This is a genomic window from Pseudomonas sp. CAM1A, assembly GCF_047501685.1.
Classification (GTDB): domain Bacteria; phylum Pseudomonadota; class Gammaproteobacteria; order Pseudomonadales; family Pseudomonadaceae; genus Aquipseudomonas.
The window spans coordinates 559,192-575,954 of sequence record NZ_JBFNXP010000002.1 but is presented as its reverse complement, the minus strand read 5'-3'; the positions used below and the strand labels follow the sequence as shown (position 1 = coordinate 575,954).

The 16,763-nt window shown below is 63.8% G+C and carries 15 protein-coding genes; 8 read left to right on the top strand and 7 right to left on the bottom strand.

Annotated features, from left to right (window positions below; all coding sequences use genetic code 11):
- Window positions 1-16: 16 nt before the first annotated feature.
- The 4 genes from crcB to ABZO33_RS06425 form a co-directional block, all read right to left on the bottom strand.
- The gene (gene crcB / locus ABZO33_RS06440) at window positions 17-391 is read right to left on the bottom strand and encodes a fluoride efflux transporter CrcB (protein ID WP_023630958.1); all 375 of its coding nucleotides are present in this window, start codon (window positions 389-391) and stop codon (window positions 17-19) included.
- Window positions 388-1,713, bottom strand: a complete 1,326-nt coding sequence (locus tag ABZO33_RS06435) for a replication-associated recombination protein A (RefSeq protein WP_414535323.1) — start codon at window positions 1,711-1,713, stop codon at window positions 388-390. Before ABZO33_RS06435 ends, crcB begins: the two co-directional genes overlap by 4 nt.
- Window positions 1,714-1,725: 12 nt before the next feature.
- The gene (lolA, locus tag ABZO33_RS06430) at window positions 1,726-2,349 is read right to left on the bottom strand and encodes an outer membrane lipoprotein chaperone LolA (RefSeq protein ID WP_414535322.1); all 624 of its coding nucleotides are present in this window, start codon (window positions 2,347-2,349) and stop codon (window positions 1,726-1,728) included.
- A 62-nt stretch (window positions 2,350-2,411) separates the two neighbouring features.
- Window positions 2,412-4,889: a DNA translocase FtsK gene (locus tag ABZO33_RS06425; RefSeq protein ID WP_414535321.1), complete on the bottom strand. Its 2,478-nt coding sequence runs from the start codon at window positions 4,887-4,889 to the stop codon at window positions 2,412-2,414.
- A gap of 391 nt (window positions 4,890-5,280) precedes the next feature.
- Here ABZO33_RS06425 and aat point away from each other — a divergent pair, with 391 nt between their 5' ends.
- From aat to infA, 3 genes are all read left to right on the top strand, one after another.
- Complete coding sequence (aat, locus tag ABZO33_RS06420) at window positions 5,281-5,961, top strand: leucyl/phenylalanyl-tRNA--protein transferase (protein ID WP_414535320.1); 681 nt, start codon at window positions 5,281-5,283, stop codon at window positions 5,959-5,961.
- A gap of 57 nt (window positions 5,962-6,018) precedes the next feature.
- Window positions 6,019-6,726, top strand: coding sequence for an arginyltransferase (locus ABZO33_RS06415; RefSeq protein WP_414535319.1), 708 nt, complete (start codon window positions 6,019-6,021; stop codon window positions 6,724-6,726).
- Between the two features lie 103 nt (window positions 6,727-6,829).
- Window positions 6,830-7,048 (top strand): translation initiation factor IF-1, encoded by a 219-nt coding sequence (gene infA / locus ABZO33_RS06410; protein ID WP_002553999.1) that lies wholly within the window; start codon window positions 6,830-6,832, stop codon window positions 7,046-7,048.
- A gap of 125 nt (window positions 7,049-7,173) precedes the next feature.
- Here infA and clpA read toward each other — a convergent pair whose 3' ends face one another.
- Together clpA and clpS are read right to left on the bottom strand one after the other, a co-directional pair.
- A complete protein-coding gene (gene clpA, locus ABZO33_RS06405) occupies window positions 7,174-9,444 on the bottom strand; it encodes an ATP-dependent Clp protease ATP-binding subunit ClpA (protein ID WP_414535318.1) in 2,271 nt (756 codons plus the stop codon).
- A 30-nt stretch (window positions 9,445-9,474) separates the two neighbouring features.
- Entirely contained in the window at window positions 9,475-9,849 is a 375-nt protein-coding gene (gene clpS / locus ABZO33_RS06400) for an ATP-dependent Clp protease adapter ClpS (protein ID WP_414535317.1), read from the bottom strand.
- A 231-nt stretch (window positions 9,850-10,080) separates the two neighbouring features.
- Here clpS and cspD point away from each other — a divergent pair, with 231 nt between their 5' ends.
- On the top strand, window positions 10,081-10,335 hold the full coding sequence (cspD, locus tag ABZO33_RS06395) for a cold shock domain-containing protein CspD (RefSeq protein WP_217869270.1): 255 nt from the start codon (window positions 10,081-10,083) through the stop codon (window positions 10,333-10,335).
- A gap of 76 nt (window positions 10,336-10,411) precedes the next feature.
- On the opposite strand, the gene icd is transcribed toward cspD, so the two are convergent.
- Window positions 10,412-11,668, bottom strand: a complete 1,257-nt coding sequence (gene icd / locus ABZO33_RS06390) for an NADP-dependent isocitrate dehydrogenase (RefSeq protein ID WP_401112190.1) — start codon at window positions 11,666-11,668, stop codon at window positions 10,412-10,414.
- 450 nt (window positions 11,669-12,118) lie between these two features.
- On the opposite strand from icd, the gene ABZO33_RS06385 reads away from it, so the two are divergent.
- The 4 genes from ABZO33_RS06385 (at window position 12,119) to hflD (ending at window position 16,744) form a co-directional block, all read left to right on the top strand.
- Window positions 12,119-14,344 carry an NADP-dependent isocitrate dehydrogenase gene (locus ABZO33_RS06385; RefSeq protein WP_414535316.1) on the top strand — a complete coding sequence of 742 codons (2,226 nt, stop codon included), beginning with the start codon at window positions 12,119-12,121 and terminating at the stop codon, window positions 14,342-14,344.
- Between the two features lie 160 nt (window positions 14,345-14,504).
- Entirely contained in the window at window positions 14,505-14,945 is a 441-nt protein-coding gene (locus ABZO33_RS06380) for an NUDIX hydrolase (RefSeq protein ID WP_414535315.1), read from the top strand.
- Window positions 14,946-14,996: 51 nt separating this feature from the next.
- Window positions 14,997-16,121 (top strand): tRNA 2-thiouridine(34) synthase MnmA, encoded by a 1,125-nt coding sequence (gene mnmA, locus ABZO33_RS06375; protein WP_414535314.1) that lies wholly within the window; start codon window positions 14,997-14,999, stop codon window positions 16,119-16,121.
- On the top strand, window positions 16,118-16,744 hold the full coding sequence (hflD, locus tag ABZO33_RS06370) for a high frequency lysogenization protein HflD (protein WP_414535313.1): 627 nt from the start codon (window positions 16,118-16,120) through the stop codon (window positions 16,742-16,744). Before mnmA ends, hflD begins: the two co-directional genes overlap by 4 nt.
- The last annotated feature ends 19 nt before the right edge of the window (window positions 16,745-16,763 follow it).

Sequence of the window (16,763 nt, the reverse complement as noted above, 5' to 3'; positions counted from 1 at the left end):
ATAAGTAGGTGTTGGTTCAGAATCGGGTCAGGGACAGGCCGGCCCAGGTCGCGAGCAGGCCGCCCACCACGCTGATAATGGTATAGCCCAAGGCCAGCGGGACCTGCCCGCTTTCCATCAGGCGCACGGTATCGAGCGAGAAGGAGGAAAAGGTGGTCAGGCCGCCGAGAAAGCCGACGATCAGCCCGGCGCGCAGCTCGACCGGCACCAGCGGCTTGTGCAGGAACAAGCCGTAAAGCAGGCCGATCAGCAGGCAACCGACCAGGTTGACCGCCAGCGTACCGGCATAGAAGTGCCGTGGCCAGTGGGCTGTGACCCAGTTGGCGGTGGCGAAACGCAACAGCGTACCGGCGATGCCGCCGGCGCTGACTGCGGCAATCAGTGCAATCACGGTTTTCTCCGCTGGCGGGGGCTGGCGCGATCGAGCTCGGCCAGGTGCTTGAGCTTCTCGCCGATCTTCAGTTCCAGGCCGCGGGGCACTGGCTGATAGTACTGGCGCGGTTCGAGCTGCTCGGGGAAATAGTCCTCGCCGGCGGCGTAGGCGTCCGGCTCGTCGTGGGCATAGCGGTACTCCTCGCCATAGCCCAGTTGCTTCATCAGTTTGGTCGGCGCGTTGCGCAGGTGCAGCGGCACTTCCAGCGAGCCGTGCTCGGCCGCCTCGCGCATGGCCGCCTTGAAGCCCATGTACACCGCGTTGCTCTTCGGCGCGCAGGCGATGTAGGTGATGGCCTGGGCCACCGCCAGCTCGCCCTCCGGGCTGCCCAGGCGCTCCTGCACGTCCCAGGCCGCCAGGCACAGGCTCAGGGCGCGGGGGTCGGCGTTGCCGATGTCCTCGCTGGCCATGCGCACCACCCGGCGGGCGATGTACAGCGGGTCGCAGCCGCCGTCGAGCATGCGCGCGTACCAATACAACGCACCGTCGGGGTTGGAGCCGCGCACCGACTTGTGCAGTGCCGAGATCTGGTCGTAGAACGCCTCGCCGCCCTTGTCGAAGCGCCGGCGGCTGTCGCCGAGCAGGCTTTGCAGCATCTCGACGTCGATCTCGCTGCCGTCTTCGGCCAGGTCCGAGGCGTTTTCGAGGAAGTTGAGCATGCGCCGGCCATCGCCATCGGCGGCGGCCATGAGCATCTTGAAGGCTTCGTCACCCACCTGCAGGTTGCGCTTGCCCAGGCCGCGTTCCTCGCTCAGGGCGCGATCGACCAGCTTGCGCAGCGCGGCCTCGTCCAGGCTCTTGAGCACATAGACCCGCGCCCGCGACAACAGCGCGTTGTTCAGCTCGAACGACGGGTTCTCGGTGGTGGCGCCGATGAAGATCAGCGTGCCGTCCTCCACGTAGGGCAGGAAGGCGTCCTGTTGCGACTTGTTGAAACGATGCACTTCATCGACGAACAGGATGGTGCGCCGGCCATACTGGCCGGCCTGCTGCTTGGCCACCTCGACGGCCTGGCGGATCTCCTTGACCCCGGCCAGCACCGCCGACACCGTTTCGAAATGGGCATCGCAGAACTGCGCCAGCAGCCGCGCCAGGGTGGTCTTGCCCACCCCGGGCGGCCCCCAGAAGATCATCGAGTGCAGCGCACCCTGCTCCAGCGCCTCGCGCAGCGGCTTGCCACGCGCCAGCAGGTGCTCCTGGCCGACGTACTCGTTCAGGTTCGACGGGCGCAGGCGGGCGGCCAGGGGCTGGGCGACGGGTTCGCTTCGAAACAGGTCCATCACGGGCTCCGCTTACTCCTTGATGACGTCCGCGCCCTTGGGGATGTCGAACTGGAACTTGCTGTCCGGCACCGCCTGGTTGGCCTTGACGCCATTGAACAGGATGTTGGTGCGCTGGCCGACGCTGTCGATCAGCTGCATGTCATTGATCAGGCCCCGGCGGAACGACACGCGCAGCGAGTCGAACAGGGTGTCCTTGGTCTTGGGTTTCAAGGTGAAGTCCATGACCTCGCCCTGCTCCTTGGAGGTAATGTCGAAGCTCTGGCTGATCTTCGAGACGTCACCGGAGAGCAGCAGCGCCGGGGTCTGGTTCAGGCGCACATCGAGCTTCTTGACGGTGGCCTGCTCCAGGTCCGGGTCCCACAGGGTGACGTTCTTGCCGTCGGATACCACCACCTGCTCCTGGGGCGCGTCGGTGTGCCAGTAGAACAGGCCCGGGCGCTTGACCGTCATCTTGCCGCTGGTCTCCTGCAGGCTGGTACCGCTGGCATCCAGGGTCAGCTGGGAGAAATTGGCCTCGATGGTCTGCGACTTCTCCAGCAATTGCGTCAGGCGCTGGACGTCCTGTTCGCCGGCGTGGGCCGACAGGCTGGCCGCAGCCAGGGCAGAAACCAACAGCATGCGAATCGCGCGCATGGAAATCCTCATTGCACAGTGAAGGGGCCGGGCGCCGTCTATGGCGCCCGGCAGGTTGTTCATCAATCGCGTGGGCCGCCCGGGGCAATCACTTCCCGCGAGCCATTGCTGTTCATCGGCGTGACCACACCGGCCATCTCCATCGCCTCGATCATCCGCGCGGCGCGGTTGTAGCCGATCTTGAGCTTGCGCTGCACCGCCGAGATCGACGCCCGGCGGCTTTCCAGCACGAACTGCACGGCTTCGTCGTACAGGGCATCGCTTTCCGAGTCTTCGCCATCGCCGCCACCGCTGCCGCCGTCGAAACCGCTGCCGGCCTCTTCGACACCATTGAGGATGTCGTCGTTGTAGTCCGGCGCGCCGCGCAGCTTCCACGCTTCGACCGTGCGGTGCACCTCGTCGTCGGAGACGAAGGCGCCATGCACGCGGATCGGCAGGCTGGTGCCCGGCGGCATGTAGAGCATGTCACCGTGGCCGAGCAGCTGTTCGGCGCCGCCCTGGTCGATGATGGTCCGCGAGTCGATCTTGCTCGACACCTGGAACGCCATGCGGGTCGGGATGTTGGCCTTGATCAGGCCGGTGATCACATCCACCGACGGACGCTGGGTGGCGAGGATCAGGTGGATGCCGGCGGCACGGGCCTTCTGGGCGATACGGGCGATCAGCTCTTCGACCTTCTTGCCGACGATCATCATCATGTCGGCGAATTCGTCGACCACCACCACGATGGTCGGCAGGGTCTTCAGCGCCGGCGGCTCGTCGTCCATGCTCTCGCGACGGTACAGCGGGTCGTGGATGATCTCGCCGGCTTCCTGGGCATCCTTGATCTTGCGGTTGAAGCCCGCCAGGTTACGCACGCCCATGGCCGCCATCAGCTTGTAGCGCCGCTCCATTTCGGCGACGCTCCAGCGCAGGGCGTTGGCGGCATCCTTCATGTCGGTGACCACCGGGCACAGCAGGTGCGGGATGCCTTCGTAGATCGACAGTTCGAGCATCTTCGGGTCGATCATGATCAGCCGCGCGTCTTCCGGGCCCGACTTGAACAGGATCGACAGGATCATCGCGTTCACCCCCACCGACTTACCGGAGCCGGTGGTACCGGCCACCAGCAGGTGGGGCATCTTGGCCAGGTCGGTGATCACCGGCTTGCCGCCGATGTCATGGCCCAGGGCCAGGGTAACCGGCGACTTGTTCTCGTCGAACTGCGGCGACGACAGCACCTCGGAGAAACGCACCATCTGGCGGTTCTCGTTGGGGATCTCGATACCCACGGTGGTCTTGCCGGGGATCACCTCGACCACCCGCACGCTGGTCACCGCCAGGGAGCGCGCCAGGTCTTTGGCCAGGTTGGCGATGCGGCTGACCTTGACGCCGGCGGCCGGCTGGATCTCGTAACGGGTGATCACCGGGCCCGGGTGGATCGAGTCCACCGCGACTTCCACGCCGAACTCCTTGAGCTTGATCTCCAGCAACTGGCCGACACCGGCCAGGGACTCAGGCGAGTACTCGATCTTCTTCTGCTCGGCCGGGTCGAGGATGGAAATCGACGGCAAGGTGCCTTCCACCGCGCTGTCGATGAACAGCGGCGCCTGTTTTTCCTTCATGACCCGCTTGCTCGGTTCCGGCACCTTGTCCGCGGTCGGCGGAATGATCACCGGGGCGGCGGGCTGGGGGCGAGCTACAACGGTTTCGCGCGGCACGATCGATTCGCGGGCCACGACAGGTTCGCGCGGCGCCACCGGGCGGGCCGGCGGCTCGTCACGCGTCATCACAGGCTCGGCGCGCTCGCGCAGCTGCGCTTTGGCCGGCTCGCGCCTGTCGCCTTTGCCGCCCAGGTCAAAGACCGGGTCGTCGACTTCACGCAGCTGGGCCTCCAGGCGCTTGCGCTCGTTGCGCGCCTCCCACCAGCGGCTGGCTGCGCCTTGCACCAGTTCGAACAGGTCGAGGGTAATCTTGCCCGTCAGGTCCATCACCTTGAACCAGGACAGGTCGGTGAACACCGTCAGGCCGAACAGGAACAGGGCAATGAACATCAGCGTGCTGCCCTGCACGTTCAGCAGGTTGCGTGCCAGGTCGCCCAGGCTTTCGCCCAGGGCGCCGCCCGCGGAGAACGGGATGTTCACCGAGGGATGGAAGTGGATATGCGCCAGCGCCGCGCCCGACAGCACCAGGAACACCAGGCCGATCAGGCGCCAGGAGAACAGCCAGCCGCTCCATTGCCAGGGCTGGTGGCGCTCGCGGAAGATCTGCCAGGTCTTGATCGCCAGCAGCAGCGGGAAGATGTAGGCGAAGTAGCCGAGCACCATGAACAGGATATCGGCGAAATAGGCCCCGGCGCGGCCGGCGGCGTTCTGTACCTGCTCGGCGTTGCTGGTGTGGCTGAAGCCCGGGTCGGCGGTGTCGTAGGTGACCAGTGCCATCCACAGGTACAGGCACAGGGCGCCGACGGCAATCAGCGCACCTTCCTTCAGGCGGTAGTGCAGCTGCTGCCGCCACAGGGGCACTGGCAAGGGGGCTGGGGTTGCGGTGGATTTCTTCAAAACGCGTCTATTCCTGCGCGTGCTGCGCGTCCAATAGTGATTGGCCGGTCACCGGCCAATGAACCACTACTTTTAACATTACTGCCCACCCGCCGCCATGGCGGCACGCTGTATGGCGCGTGAACGGGGGCGACTTTCATATGGATGCAATTTGATCACGCATTTTCTTTTGTGACAAAGGCTTATGCTGTGTTTTTGCACAGGTGTGACAGCAATTGTGCCAGATGGTGCCGGTGGCTGGATGAATACGTGGATATCGAGGGTCGATTTTGCCTGCTCCGGCCCTACTGCGGGGCAAGCCCGCTGCCACGCTGGCCCGAAGGCGATCGTTGACCTCATTCTCAACCCGCGCCATGCTGCCCTCTCCCCTCCCCCGCCGCTCAAGAACCCCATGCTCACCTGGCTGACCCGCGACTCGCTGACCTTCCCGCCCCTGGAAAAGGCCCTGCACGACCCCAATGGCCTGCTCGCCGCTGGCGGCGACCTGACCGCCGAGCGCCTGGTCGCGGCCTATCGCCATGGCTGCTTCCCCTGGTACCAGGACGGCCAGCCGATCCTCTGGTGGTCGCCCGACCCGCGCACCGTGCTGTTTCCGGACGAACTGCATGTTTCGCGCTCGCTGGCCAAGCTGATCCGCCAGGGCCGCTACCAGGTGAGTTTCGACAGCGACTTCGCGGCGGTAATCGCCGCCTGCGCCGCGCCCCGGGACTACGCCGATGGCACCTGGATTACCGACACCATGCGCGCCGCTTACTGCGAGCTGCACCGGCGCGGCATCGCCCACTCGGTCGAGGTACGCCGGGAGGGTGAACTGGTCGGCGGCCTGTACGGCCTGGCTATGGGCCGGCTGTTCTTTGGCGAATCGATGTTCAGCCGCGCCGACAATGCCTCCAAGGTGGGATTCGTGACACTGGTCGAGCACCTGAAGCAGGCAGGTTTCGTGCTGATCGACTGCCAGATGCCCACCGACCATCTGCACAGCCTGGGCGCCCGCGCCATCAGCCGGGCCAGCTTCGCCGATTACCTGGCTCGCCATCTGGACCAGCCCAGCGCGGCCAGCTGGGTTGCCTAGGCGAGTTCCCGGAGCTGGCTTACACTTAGATACAACGTCTCACCTAAGGGGTTGATCATGACAGAGCTGGCGCGGTTGAAGTTTTATGCCACTCAACCCCACTCCTGCAGCTACCTGCCGGATGAGCAGGCAACCACACTGTTTCTCGACCCTAGCCAGCCGATGGATGTGCACGTCTACGCAGACCTCTCGGAAATGGGCTTTCGTCGCAGCGGCGACCACCTCTATCGCCCGCATTGCCAGCAGTGCAACGCCTGCGTTCCGGCGCGCATCCCCGCTGCGCGCTTCATTCCCAACCGCCAGCAGCGACGTATCCTCAAACGCAACGCCGACCTGACCGTCACCGCCGCCCGGCCGGCCTACAAGGAAGAGTACTTCGACCTGTACCGGCGCTATATCGAGCAGCGCCACGCCGATGGCGACATGTACCCGCCCAGCCGCGACCAGTTCTCTACCTTCCTGGTGCGCGACCTGCCGTTCTGCTGGTTCTACGAGTTCCGCCTGGCAGGCCGGCTGCTGGCCGTGGCGGTGTGCGACCTGCTGCCCAACGGCCTGTCGGCCGTGTACACCTTCTATGAGCCTGACGAGGATCGTCGCAGCCTCGGGCGCTACGCCATCCTCTGGCAGATCACCGAGGCCCTGCGCCAGAATCTCGAGGCCGTGTACCTCGGCTACTGGATCAAGAACTGCAAGAAGATGAACTACAAGACCCAGTACCGCCCCATCGAACTGCTGATCAACCAGCGCTGGGTCAGCCTCAACTGAAAGGCATTGGCTTGAAACACAATTTTCGGGCATAATCCACGCCACTTTTTTGCCCGGTGCAGTCGTGCGTCGGGCCATCACTGGATACCGAGGGCTTTACTGCATGTCGAAAGAAGACAGCTTCGAAATGGAAGGCACTGTCGTCGACACCCTGCCCAACACCATGTTCCGCGTGGAGTTGGAAAACGGGCACGTCGTTACCGCGCACATCTCTGGCAAGATGCGCAAGAACTACATCCGTATTCTCACTGGCGACAAGGTCCGCGTCGAACTGACGCCGTACGACCTGAGCAAGGGCCGCATCACCTACCGTGCGCGCTAAGCTCAAGCCATGAAAAAGCCCGGCCATTGTGCCGGGCTTTTTTGTGGGTGCTGAAAGCATCGCGGGGCAAGCCCGCTCCCACGCCAGTACAGTTGGCATGGGAGCGGGCTTGCCCCGCGATGGCATTACGCGACTTCAGCCGTGGTCTCGTAATCGAACACCAGCTCATCATCGCGCAGGTCGATGTGCACCACACCGCCGTGCTCGGCCAGCTCACCGAACAGGATCTCTTCGGCCAACGGCCGCTTGATCTTGTCCTGGATCAGCCGCGCCATCGGCCGCGCACCCATCTGCACGTCGTAGCCCGAAGCCGCCAGCCAGCCGCGCGCGGCGTCGGTAACCTCCAGCAGCACACGCTTGTCTTCCAGCTGCGCCTGCAGTTCGATGAGGAACTTGTCGACGATGCTCTTGATCGTCTCGTGGGACAGGCGGCCGAACTGGATGATGGTGTCCAGGCGGTTGCGGAACTCCGGCGTGAAGCTCTTGCGGATGACCTCCATGGCGTCGGAGGAGTGGTCCTGGTGGGTGAAGCCGATCGAGGCCCGCGCGGCGGTTTCGGCACCGGCGTTGGTGGTCATGATCAGGATCACGTTGCGGAAGTCCGCCTTGCGCCCGTTGTTGTCGGTCAGGGTACCGTGATCCATCACCTGCAGCAGCAGGTTGAAGACTTCCGGGTGGGCCTTCTCGATTTCATCGAGCAGCAGCACGCAGTGCGGCTGCTTGGTGATGGCCTCGGTCAGCAGGCCACCCTGGTCGAACCCGACATAGCCAGGGGGCGCACCGATCAGCCGCGACACGGTGTGACGCTCCATGTACTCGGACATGTCGAAGCGCACCAGCTCGACACCCAGGGCCTTGGCCAGCTGGCGAGCAGCCTCGGTCTTGCCCACGCCGGTGGGGCCGGCGAACAGGAACGAGCCCACCGGCTTGTCCGGCGCCTTGAGACCGGCACGGGACAGCTTGATGGCGGTGGCCAGCGAGTCGATCGCCGGGTCCTGGCCGAACACGGTCAGCTTCAGATCGCGCTCGAGGTTGCGCAGCAGCTCCTTGTCGGAACTGGTGACGTGCTTCGGCGGAATCCGCGCGATCTTGGCAACAATATCCTCGACCTGCGGCACGTCGATGCGCTTGACCCGGTTGGCCTCCGGCTGCAGACGCTGATAGGCGCCAGCTTCGTCGATCACGTCGATGGCCTTGTCCGGCATGTGCCGGTCATTGATGTAGCGCGAAGCCAGTTCGGCGGCGGCGCGCAGGGCCTCGTCGCTGTACTCGATGTTGTGGTGGCTTTCGAAGCGCCCTTTCAGGCCACGCAGGATGCCCACGGTGTCTTCCACCGATGGCTCGGTGACATCGACCTTCTGGAAGCGACGCGCCAGGGCACGATCCTTCTCGAAGATGCCGCGGAACTCCTGGAACGTGGTGGAGCCGATGCAACGGATCTCACCGGACGACAACAGGGGCTTGAGCAGGTTGGACGCATCCATCACGCCACCGGAAGCCGCACCGGCGCCGATGATGGTGTGGATTTCGTCGATGAACAGGATCGCCTGCGGCCGTTTGCGCAGCTCGCCGAGCAGCGCCTTGAAGCGCTTCTCGAAGTCGCCACGGTACTTGGTGCCGGCCAGCAGCGCGCCGAGGTCCAGAGAATAGACCACGCTCTGGGCCAGCAGGTCAGGCACCTGGCCATCGACGATGCGCTTGGCCAGGCCTTCGGCGATGGCAGTCTTGCCGACACCAGCCTCGCCGACCAGCAACGGGTTGTTCTTGCGGCGACGGGCAAGGATCTGCGCGACGCGCTCGACCTCCTGCTCACGGCCAACCAGCGGATCGATACGACCGGCACGGGCCAGTTCGTTCAGGTTGCTGGCGTAGGCGTCCAGCGGGTTGCTGGAAGAGGAAGCCTCGCCGCCCTCCTCATCCTGCATGTCCTGGTCGCTGTCGGTGTTCGGACCATGGCCCGGCACCTTGCTGATGCCATGGGCGATGTAGTTGACGACGTCGATACGCGCCACGCTCTGCTGCTTGAGCAGGAACACCGCCTGGCTTTCCTGTTCGCTGAAGATCGCCACCAGCACGTTGGCGCCGGTCACTTCGCGCTTGCCGGAGCTCTGCACGTGGAACACGGCACGCTGCAGCACGCGCTGGAAGCCCAGCGTCGGTTGCGTCTCGCGGTCCTCGTCATGCACGGGGATCAGCGGGGTGGTGGAATCGATGAACTCCTGCAGGTCGTGCTTGAGCTTGTCGAGATTGGCGCCACAGGCGCGCAGAACGGTCGCGGCAGCCTCATTGTCAAGGAGTGCCAGGAGCAGGTGTTCTACGGTCATGAACTCATGACGCTTCGAACGGGCCTCCTTGAAGGCCAGATTGAGGGTGACTTCGAGCTCGCGGTTTAACATAGCTTCACCTCATACCCAAGTGGTCGGCGATTAACCGTCCTTCTCGATTTCACAGAGTAGCGGATGCTGGCTTTCCCTGGCGTATTGGTTGACCTGCATGGCCTTTGTTTCGGCGATGTCACGGGTAAACAATCCGCACACTGCCCGCCCTTCGGTATGGACGGTCAGCATGATCTTGGTCGCCAGCTCGCGGTTCAGACTGAAGAACGTCTCGAGCACTTCGACGACGAAATCCATTGGCGTGTAGTCATCGTTGAACAAAACCACCTTGTACATCGGTGGCGCCTGCAGGATCGGCTTGGCCTCCTGGACGGCAAGGCCCGCGCCATCGTCCTCGTGCCCGTCCTCATGCGGCTGCGGGTGATCCTGATTGAATGTTAGTCGAATCTCACTGAGTACATGCATGGAAAGAATTTCATCATGATCGACAGGTTAAGGTTGTGGGTTGACCGCGCAGGCCCCTCCCGGCGCGGGCGCCGGCTGACCTTGACTATCGGCAAAACGGTGTTACAACCAATAAGAACCCACCGTGGTCGATAAAGATCCGCGCAGTCAACCAGATTTTCTCGCAAGGTTCGTATGCGGATGAAGTGGATGATACTCCAGTGATGGAGTCCTTTGCAGAGGGACATAGGGATGGCAAGCGGTAAAGTCAAGTGGTTCAACAATGCCAAGGGCTACGGATTCATCAACGAGGACGGTAAGACCGATGATCTGTTCGCCCACTATTCAGCGATCCAGATGGACGGTTACAAGACGCTGAAAGCCGGCCAATCCGTGAACTTCGAGATCATCCAGGGCCCCAAAGGGCTGCACGCGACCGACATCAGGAGCGCCACCAGCCACATCCAGGCCAGCGCCACGAACCCGGGCAGCACCGTCGAAGTCTGATCTCCGAACTGTCTGCCGGTAAACGAAAAAACCGGTCGCCCCTTTAATAAAGAGGCGACCGGTTTTTTTGCCACGCTTACATGTGCTTGATCAGCGCCTCGCCGAAGCCCGAGCTGCCGACCAGGGTCGCGCCATCCATCAGGCGTTCGAAGTCGTAGGTCACGGTCTTGGCCGCAATGGCGCCATTGGTGCCCTTGATGATCAGGTCCGCCGCCTCGGTCCAGCCCATGTGCCGCAGCATCATCTCGGCCGACAGGATCACCGACCCCGGGTTGACCTGATCCTTGCCAGCATACTTCGGCGCGGTGCCGTGGGTAGCCTCGAACATGGCCACGGTGTCCGACAGGTTGGCCCCCGGCGCGATGCCGATACCGCCCACCTCTGCCGCCAGGGCGTCGGACAGGTAGTCGCCATTGAGGTTGAGGGTGGCGATCACATCGTACTCGGCCGGGCGCAGCAGGATCTGCTGGAGCATGGCGTCGGCGATGGCATCCTTGACGATCACCTCGCGGCCGGTCCGCGGGTTCTTGAACTTCATCCACGGGCCGCCATCAAGCAGTTCGGCACCGAACTCGTCGCGGGCCACCTCATAGCCCCAGTCCTTGAAGGCACCTTCGGTGAACTTCATGATGTTGCCCTTGTGCACCAGGGTCAGCGACTTGCGGTCGTTATCCACCACATATTGCAAGGCCTTGCGCACCAGGCGCTTGGTGCCTTCCTTCGACACCGGCTTGACGCCGATGCCGCAGTCCTGGTCGAAGCGGATCTTGGTGACGCCCATCTCCTCCTTGAGGAACTTGATCACCTTGTTCGCCTCGGGCGAGCCGGCCTTCCACTCGATACCGGCATAGATGTCCTCGGAGTTCTCGCGGAAGATCACCATGTCGACGTCGCCGGGCTTTTTCACCGGGCTCGGCACGCCCTGGAACCACACCACCGGACGCAGACATACATACAGGTCGAGCTGCTGGCGCAACGCCACGTTGAGCGAACGGATGCCGCCACCGACCGGCGTGGTCAGCGGCCCCTTGATCGACACCACATAGTCCTTCACCGCATCCAGGGTTTCCTGGGGCAGCCAGGTGTCCTGGTCATAGACCTGGGTGGCCTTCTCGCCGGCATACACCTCCATCCAGGCGATCTTGCGCTTGCCGCCGTAGGCCTTCTGCACGGCGGCATCGACCACCTTGATCATCACCGGCGAGACGTCCACGCCGATGCCGTCGCCTTCGATGTAGGGAATGATGGGGTTGTCGGGAACATTGAGCGAATGGTCTGCATTGACGGTGATCTTGGCACCATCGGTCGGAACCTTGATTTTCTGGTATCCCATGCTGCACTACTCCGCTTTTCCTGGTGTGATTGGAAATCGTGCGATCCACTGAGCCTAAACCACATCTGCCCACGCGCAAGGTGGCAGGCCTGGACTCGCGAAAAAGCACCGCCCAGGCCTGCGGCAACGCGCCACATTGCTCATACGTCTTTGGTCTTATAAATGCGCTGATACCACTTCGCCTTGCTGATTAGCCCAAAGGGTTTGATATACTCCGGCGCGACCATAGGGTCATCGGGGCGAACCCTAGGAAAATGCGGCTCGCCCTTGGTCATGAATGACCACAAAGCCTGGGTCGTTACCGCGGCCCAGCACTTGACGCTCGACTGATGCATCCACCATCACCGCTCGCAGCCTCTCGACTTTCCGCTCATGGCGTTGCCAGGGCGAAGCGCCTACCCTGCGCACCTCGAGACTCGAGTACGCTCAGCACATAGAGAGTTAACCCGCATGCCCACCCGTTCCAAGATCATCTACACCTTCACCGACGAAGCCCCCGCCCTCGCCACCTACTCGCTGCTGCCGATCGTCGAGGCCTTCACCGCCTGCGCCGACATCGCCGTCGAAACCCGCGACATCTCCCTGGCCGGCCGAATCCTCGCCGCCTTCCCGGAGCAACTGGGCGCCGAGAAGCAAGTAGGCGATCACCTGGCGGAACTGGGCCAGCTGGCCACCACCCCTGAAGCCAACATCATCAAGCTGCCGAACATTTCCGCTTCGGTTCCACAGCTGAAGGCCGCGATCAAGGAGCTGCAAGCCAAGGGCTTCAACATCCCCGACTACGCCGACGAGCCGGTCAGCGCTGAAGAGAAAGAATCGCGCGCCCGCTACGACCGCATCAAGGGCAGCGCCGTGAACCCGGTCCTGCGCGAAGGCAACTCCGACCGCCGCGCGCCGCTGTCGGTCAAGAACTACGCACGCAAGCACCCGCACAAGATGGGCGCCTGGGCCGCCGACTCCAAGTCGCACGTTGCCCACATGACCCAAGGCGACTTCTACGGCAGCGAGAAGGCCGCGCTGATCGAGGCTGACGACAGCCTGCGCATCGAGCTGGTCGGCAAGGACGGCAGCACCACCGTGCTGAAAGAAAAGACCGCCGTCAAAGCCGCCGAAGTGATCGACTGCGCCACCATGAGCCGCAAGGCCCTGAAAGCCTTCATCGCCGAACAGATCGCCGATGCCAAGGCCTCCGGCGTGCTGCTGTCGGTGCACCTGAAAGCCACCATGATGAAGGTTTCCGACCCGATCATGTTCGGCGTGATCGTCGAAGAGTTCTACAACGACGTACTGGCCAAGCACGCCGCAGCCCTGGCCGAAGTAGGCTTCAACGCCAACAACGGCATCGGCGACCTGTACGCCCGCATCAAGGACCTGCCTGCTGAAAAGCAAGCCGAGATCGAAGCCGACATCCAGGCCCTGTACGCCGTTCGCCCGGCCCTGGCCATGGTCAACTCGGACAAGGGCATCACCAACCTGCACGTACCGAGCGACGTCATCGTCGACGCCTCGATGCCGGCGATGATCCGCGACTCGGGCAAGATGTGGAACACAGCCGGTGAGCTGCAGGATGCCAAGGCCGTGATCCCGGACCGCTGCTACGCTGGCATCTACCAGGCCACCATCGAAGACTGCAAGGCCAACGGCGCCTTCGACCCGACCACCATGGGCAGCGTGCCGAACGTCGGCCTGATGGCGCAGAAAGCCGAAGAGTACGGTTCCCACGACAAGACCTTCCAGATCAAGGCCGACGGCGTCGTGCGCGTGGTCGACGGCAAGGGCAAGGTCGTCCTGGAGCAGAACGTCGAAGCCGGTGATATCTTCCGCATGTGCCAGACCAAGGACGCGCCGATCCAGGACTGGGTCAAGCTGGCCGTCAACCGCGCCCGCCTGAGCAACACCCCGGCGGTGTTCTGGCTGGACCCGGCCCGCGCCCACGACGGCGTGATGATCGAGAAGGTGCAGCAGTACCTGAAGGATCACGACACCGCCGGCCTGGATATCCGCATCCTGGCCCCGGTCGACGCCATCAAGTTCTCCCTGGCCCGCATCCGTGAAGGCAAGGACACCATCTCGGTGACCGGCAACGTGCTGCGCGACTACCTGACCGACCTGTTCCCGATCATGGAGCTGGGCACCAGCGCCAAGATGCTGTCGATCGTACCGCTGATGAACGGCGGTGGCCTGTTCGAGACCGGCGCCGGTGGTTCGGCACCGAAGCACGTGCAGCAGCTGGTTGAAGAAAACTTCCTGCGTTGGGACTCGCTGGGTGAATTCCTGGCCCTGGCCGCTTCCCTGGAGCACCTGGGCAACACCTACGACAACCCGCGCGCCAAGGTCCTGGCCAATACCCTGGACCAGGCCACCGGCAAGTTCCTCGACACCAACAAGTCGCCTTCGCGCAAGGTCGGCGGTATCGACAACCGTGGCAGCCACTTCTACCTGACCCTGTACTGGGCAGAAGCACTGGCCGCCCAGTCCGACGACGCCGCCCTGCAGGCGCGCTTCGCCCCGCTGGCCAAGACCCTGAGCGAGAACGAAGCGACCATCGTCGCAGAGCTCAACGCTGTCCAGGGCAAGCCGGCTGACATCGGCGGCTACTACGCCCCGGATGCCGAGCTGACCGCAAAGGTGATGCGCCCAAGCCAGACCCTGAACAGCGCCATCGCCGCACTGTAAGGTTCGCTTGACGTAACAACACAAACCCCGGCCACGCACCGGGGTTTGTGCTTTTTCAGCTGCAAGTTTCAAGCTGCAAGCCACAAGTCAAAGCAGTCCGCGTACCGCTTCGTCTTGTGGCTTGCAGCTAGAAACTTGCTACTTAGGGAGAGCATCGACCGTGTCCTGGCAACCCCACATCACCGTCGCCACCGTCGTCGAGCACGAGGGCAAGTTCCTCTTCGTCGAAGAATTCAAAGCCAACCAGCACGTCTTCAACCAACCCGCCGGCCACCTCGAACCGAACGAGACCCTGCCCCAGGCCGCCCTGCGCGAAACCCTCGAGGAAACCGCCTGGGAAGTCGAGCTCACCGGGGTGGTCGGCATCTACCTGTACACCGCCCCCAGCAACGGCGTCACCTACCAGCGCATCTGCTTCGCCGCCCGCCCCGTGCGCCACCACCAGGACCGCGACCTGGACAGCGACATCGTCCGCGCCGTATGGCTGACCCGCGACGAACTGCTGGCCGAGCCGTCGCGCTGGCGCAGCGAGTTGGTGCCACGCTGCCTCGACGACTACCTCAAAGGCCCGCTGCACAGCCTTGACCTGCTGCGCGACTGACGCCGGTTTGATAGAATCGGCGTTTTTCCCCTCTGATACACACCGGTAGCCATGACCAGCCCAGCACTCAAAGACCCCGCCAAGACCCGCGTCATCGTCGGCATGTCCGGCGGCGTGGACTCTTCCGTCTCCGCCCTTCTGCTCATGGAGCAGGGCTACCAGGTGGAAGGTCTGTTCATGAAGAACTGGGAAGAGGACGACGGCACCGAATATTGCACCGCCCGCGAAGACCTGGCCGACGCCCAGGCCGTGTGCGACCGCATCGGCATCAAGCTGCACACCGCCAACTTCGCCGCCGAGTACTGGGACAACGTGTTCGAGCACTTCCTCGAGGAGTACAAGGCTGGTCGTACGCCGAACCCGGACATCCTCTGCAACCGCGAAATCAAGTTCAAGGCGTTCCTCGACTACGCCCTGTCCCTGGGCGCCGACCTGATCGCCACCGGCCACTATGTGCGCCGCCGCGACACTGGCGAGCTGACCGAGCTGCTCAAGGGCCTGGACCCGAACAAGGACCAGAGCTACTTCCTGCACGCCGTCGGCGGCAAGGAGATCGCCCGCACCCTGTTCCCGGTGGGCGAGCTGGAAAAGCCCGAGGTACGCGCCATCGCCGAGAAACACGGCCTGGCCACGGCCAAGAAGAAGGACTCCACCGGTATCTGCTTCATCGGCGAGCGCCGTTTCAGCGACTTCCTCAAGCAGTACCTGCCGGCCCAGCCGGGCGAGATCCAGACCACCGAGGGTGAAGTGATCGGCCAGCATCACGGCCTGATGTACCACACCATCGGCCAACGCCAGGGCCTGGGCATCGGCGGCCTGAAGGACGCCAGCGACGAGCCGTGGTACGTGCTGGAAAAAGACCTCTCGCGCAACGTGCTGGTGGTCGGCCAGGGCAACGAGCACCCATGGCTGTTCTCCCGCGCCCTGCTGGCCTCGGAAATTTTCTGGGTAAACCCCATCGACCTGTCCAGCCCGCGCAAGCTTACCGCCAAGGTGCGCTACCGCCAGGGCGACCAGCAGTGCACGCTGGAGCAGACCGCTAGCGGCTACCGCGCCGTGTTCGACGAGCCGCAGCGCGCCGTCACCCCTGGCCAGTCGGTGGTGCTCTATGACGGCGAGGTATGCCTGGGCGGCGGCGTGATCGAAGTCGCCGAGCCCTGGAGCCCGCGCCCATGAACAACCTCCAGGAGCAACTGATTGCCCTGGGCGGCGTGTTCCAGGCCGCCGTGCTGGTGGACCGCATCGCCCGTACCGGCCAGGCCAGTGAAGCCAATATCGGCTGCATGCTCGGCAGCCTGCTGGTGGTCGACCCCAAGGACACCCTGGAAGTGTTCGGCGGCGACGACATCAACCTGCGCGACGGCTACCGGGCGCTGGTCGGAGCCCTGGAGCGCGACCCCAGCAGCCTGCAACGCGAGCCGCTGCGCTACGCCCTGTCGATGCTGGGCCTTGAGCGCCAGCTTAACAAGCGTGGCGACCTGCTCGACACCATCGGCAACCGCCTGCCGCAGATCCAGTCCCAGGCCGAGCATTTCGGCCTGGTTCATGAAAACGTCATCGCCTCAAGCGGAGCCTTGTACCAGGACACCCTGAGCACCTTGCGCCAGCGTATCCAGGTGCATGGCGACATGCGCTTCCTGCAGCAGGCCAGCAACGCCTCGAAGATCCGCGCCCTGCTGCTGGCCGGCATCCGCGCCGCGCGCCTGTGGCGCCAGCTGGGCGGGCACCGCTGGCAGCTGGTGTTCAGCCGGCGCAAGCTGCTCAACGAGCTGTACGGCATGATGCGTACTGACTCCTGAATGTCTGTATTGATCCCCG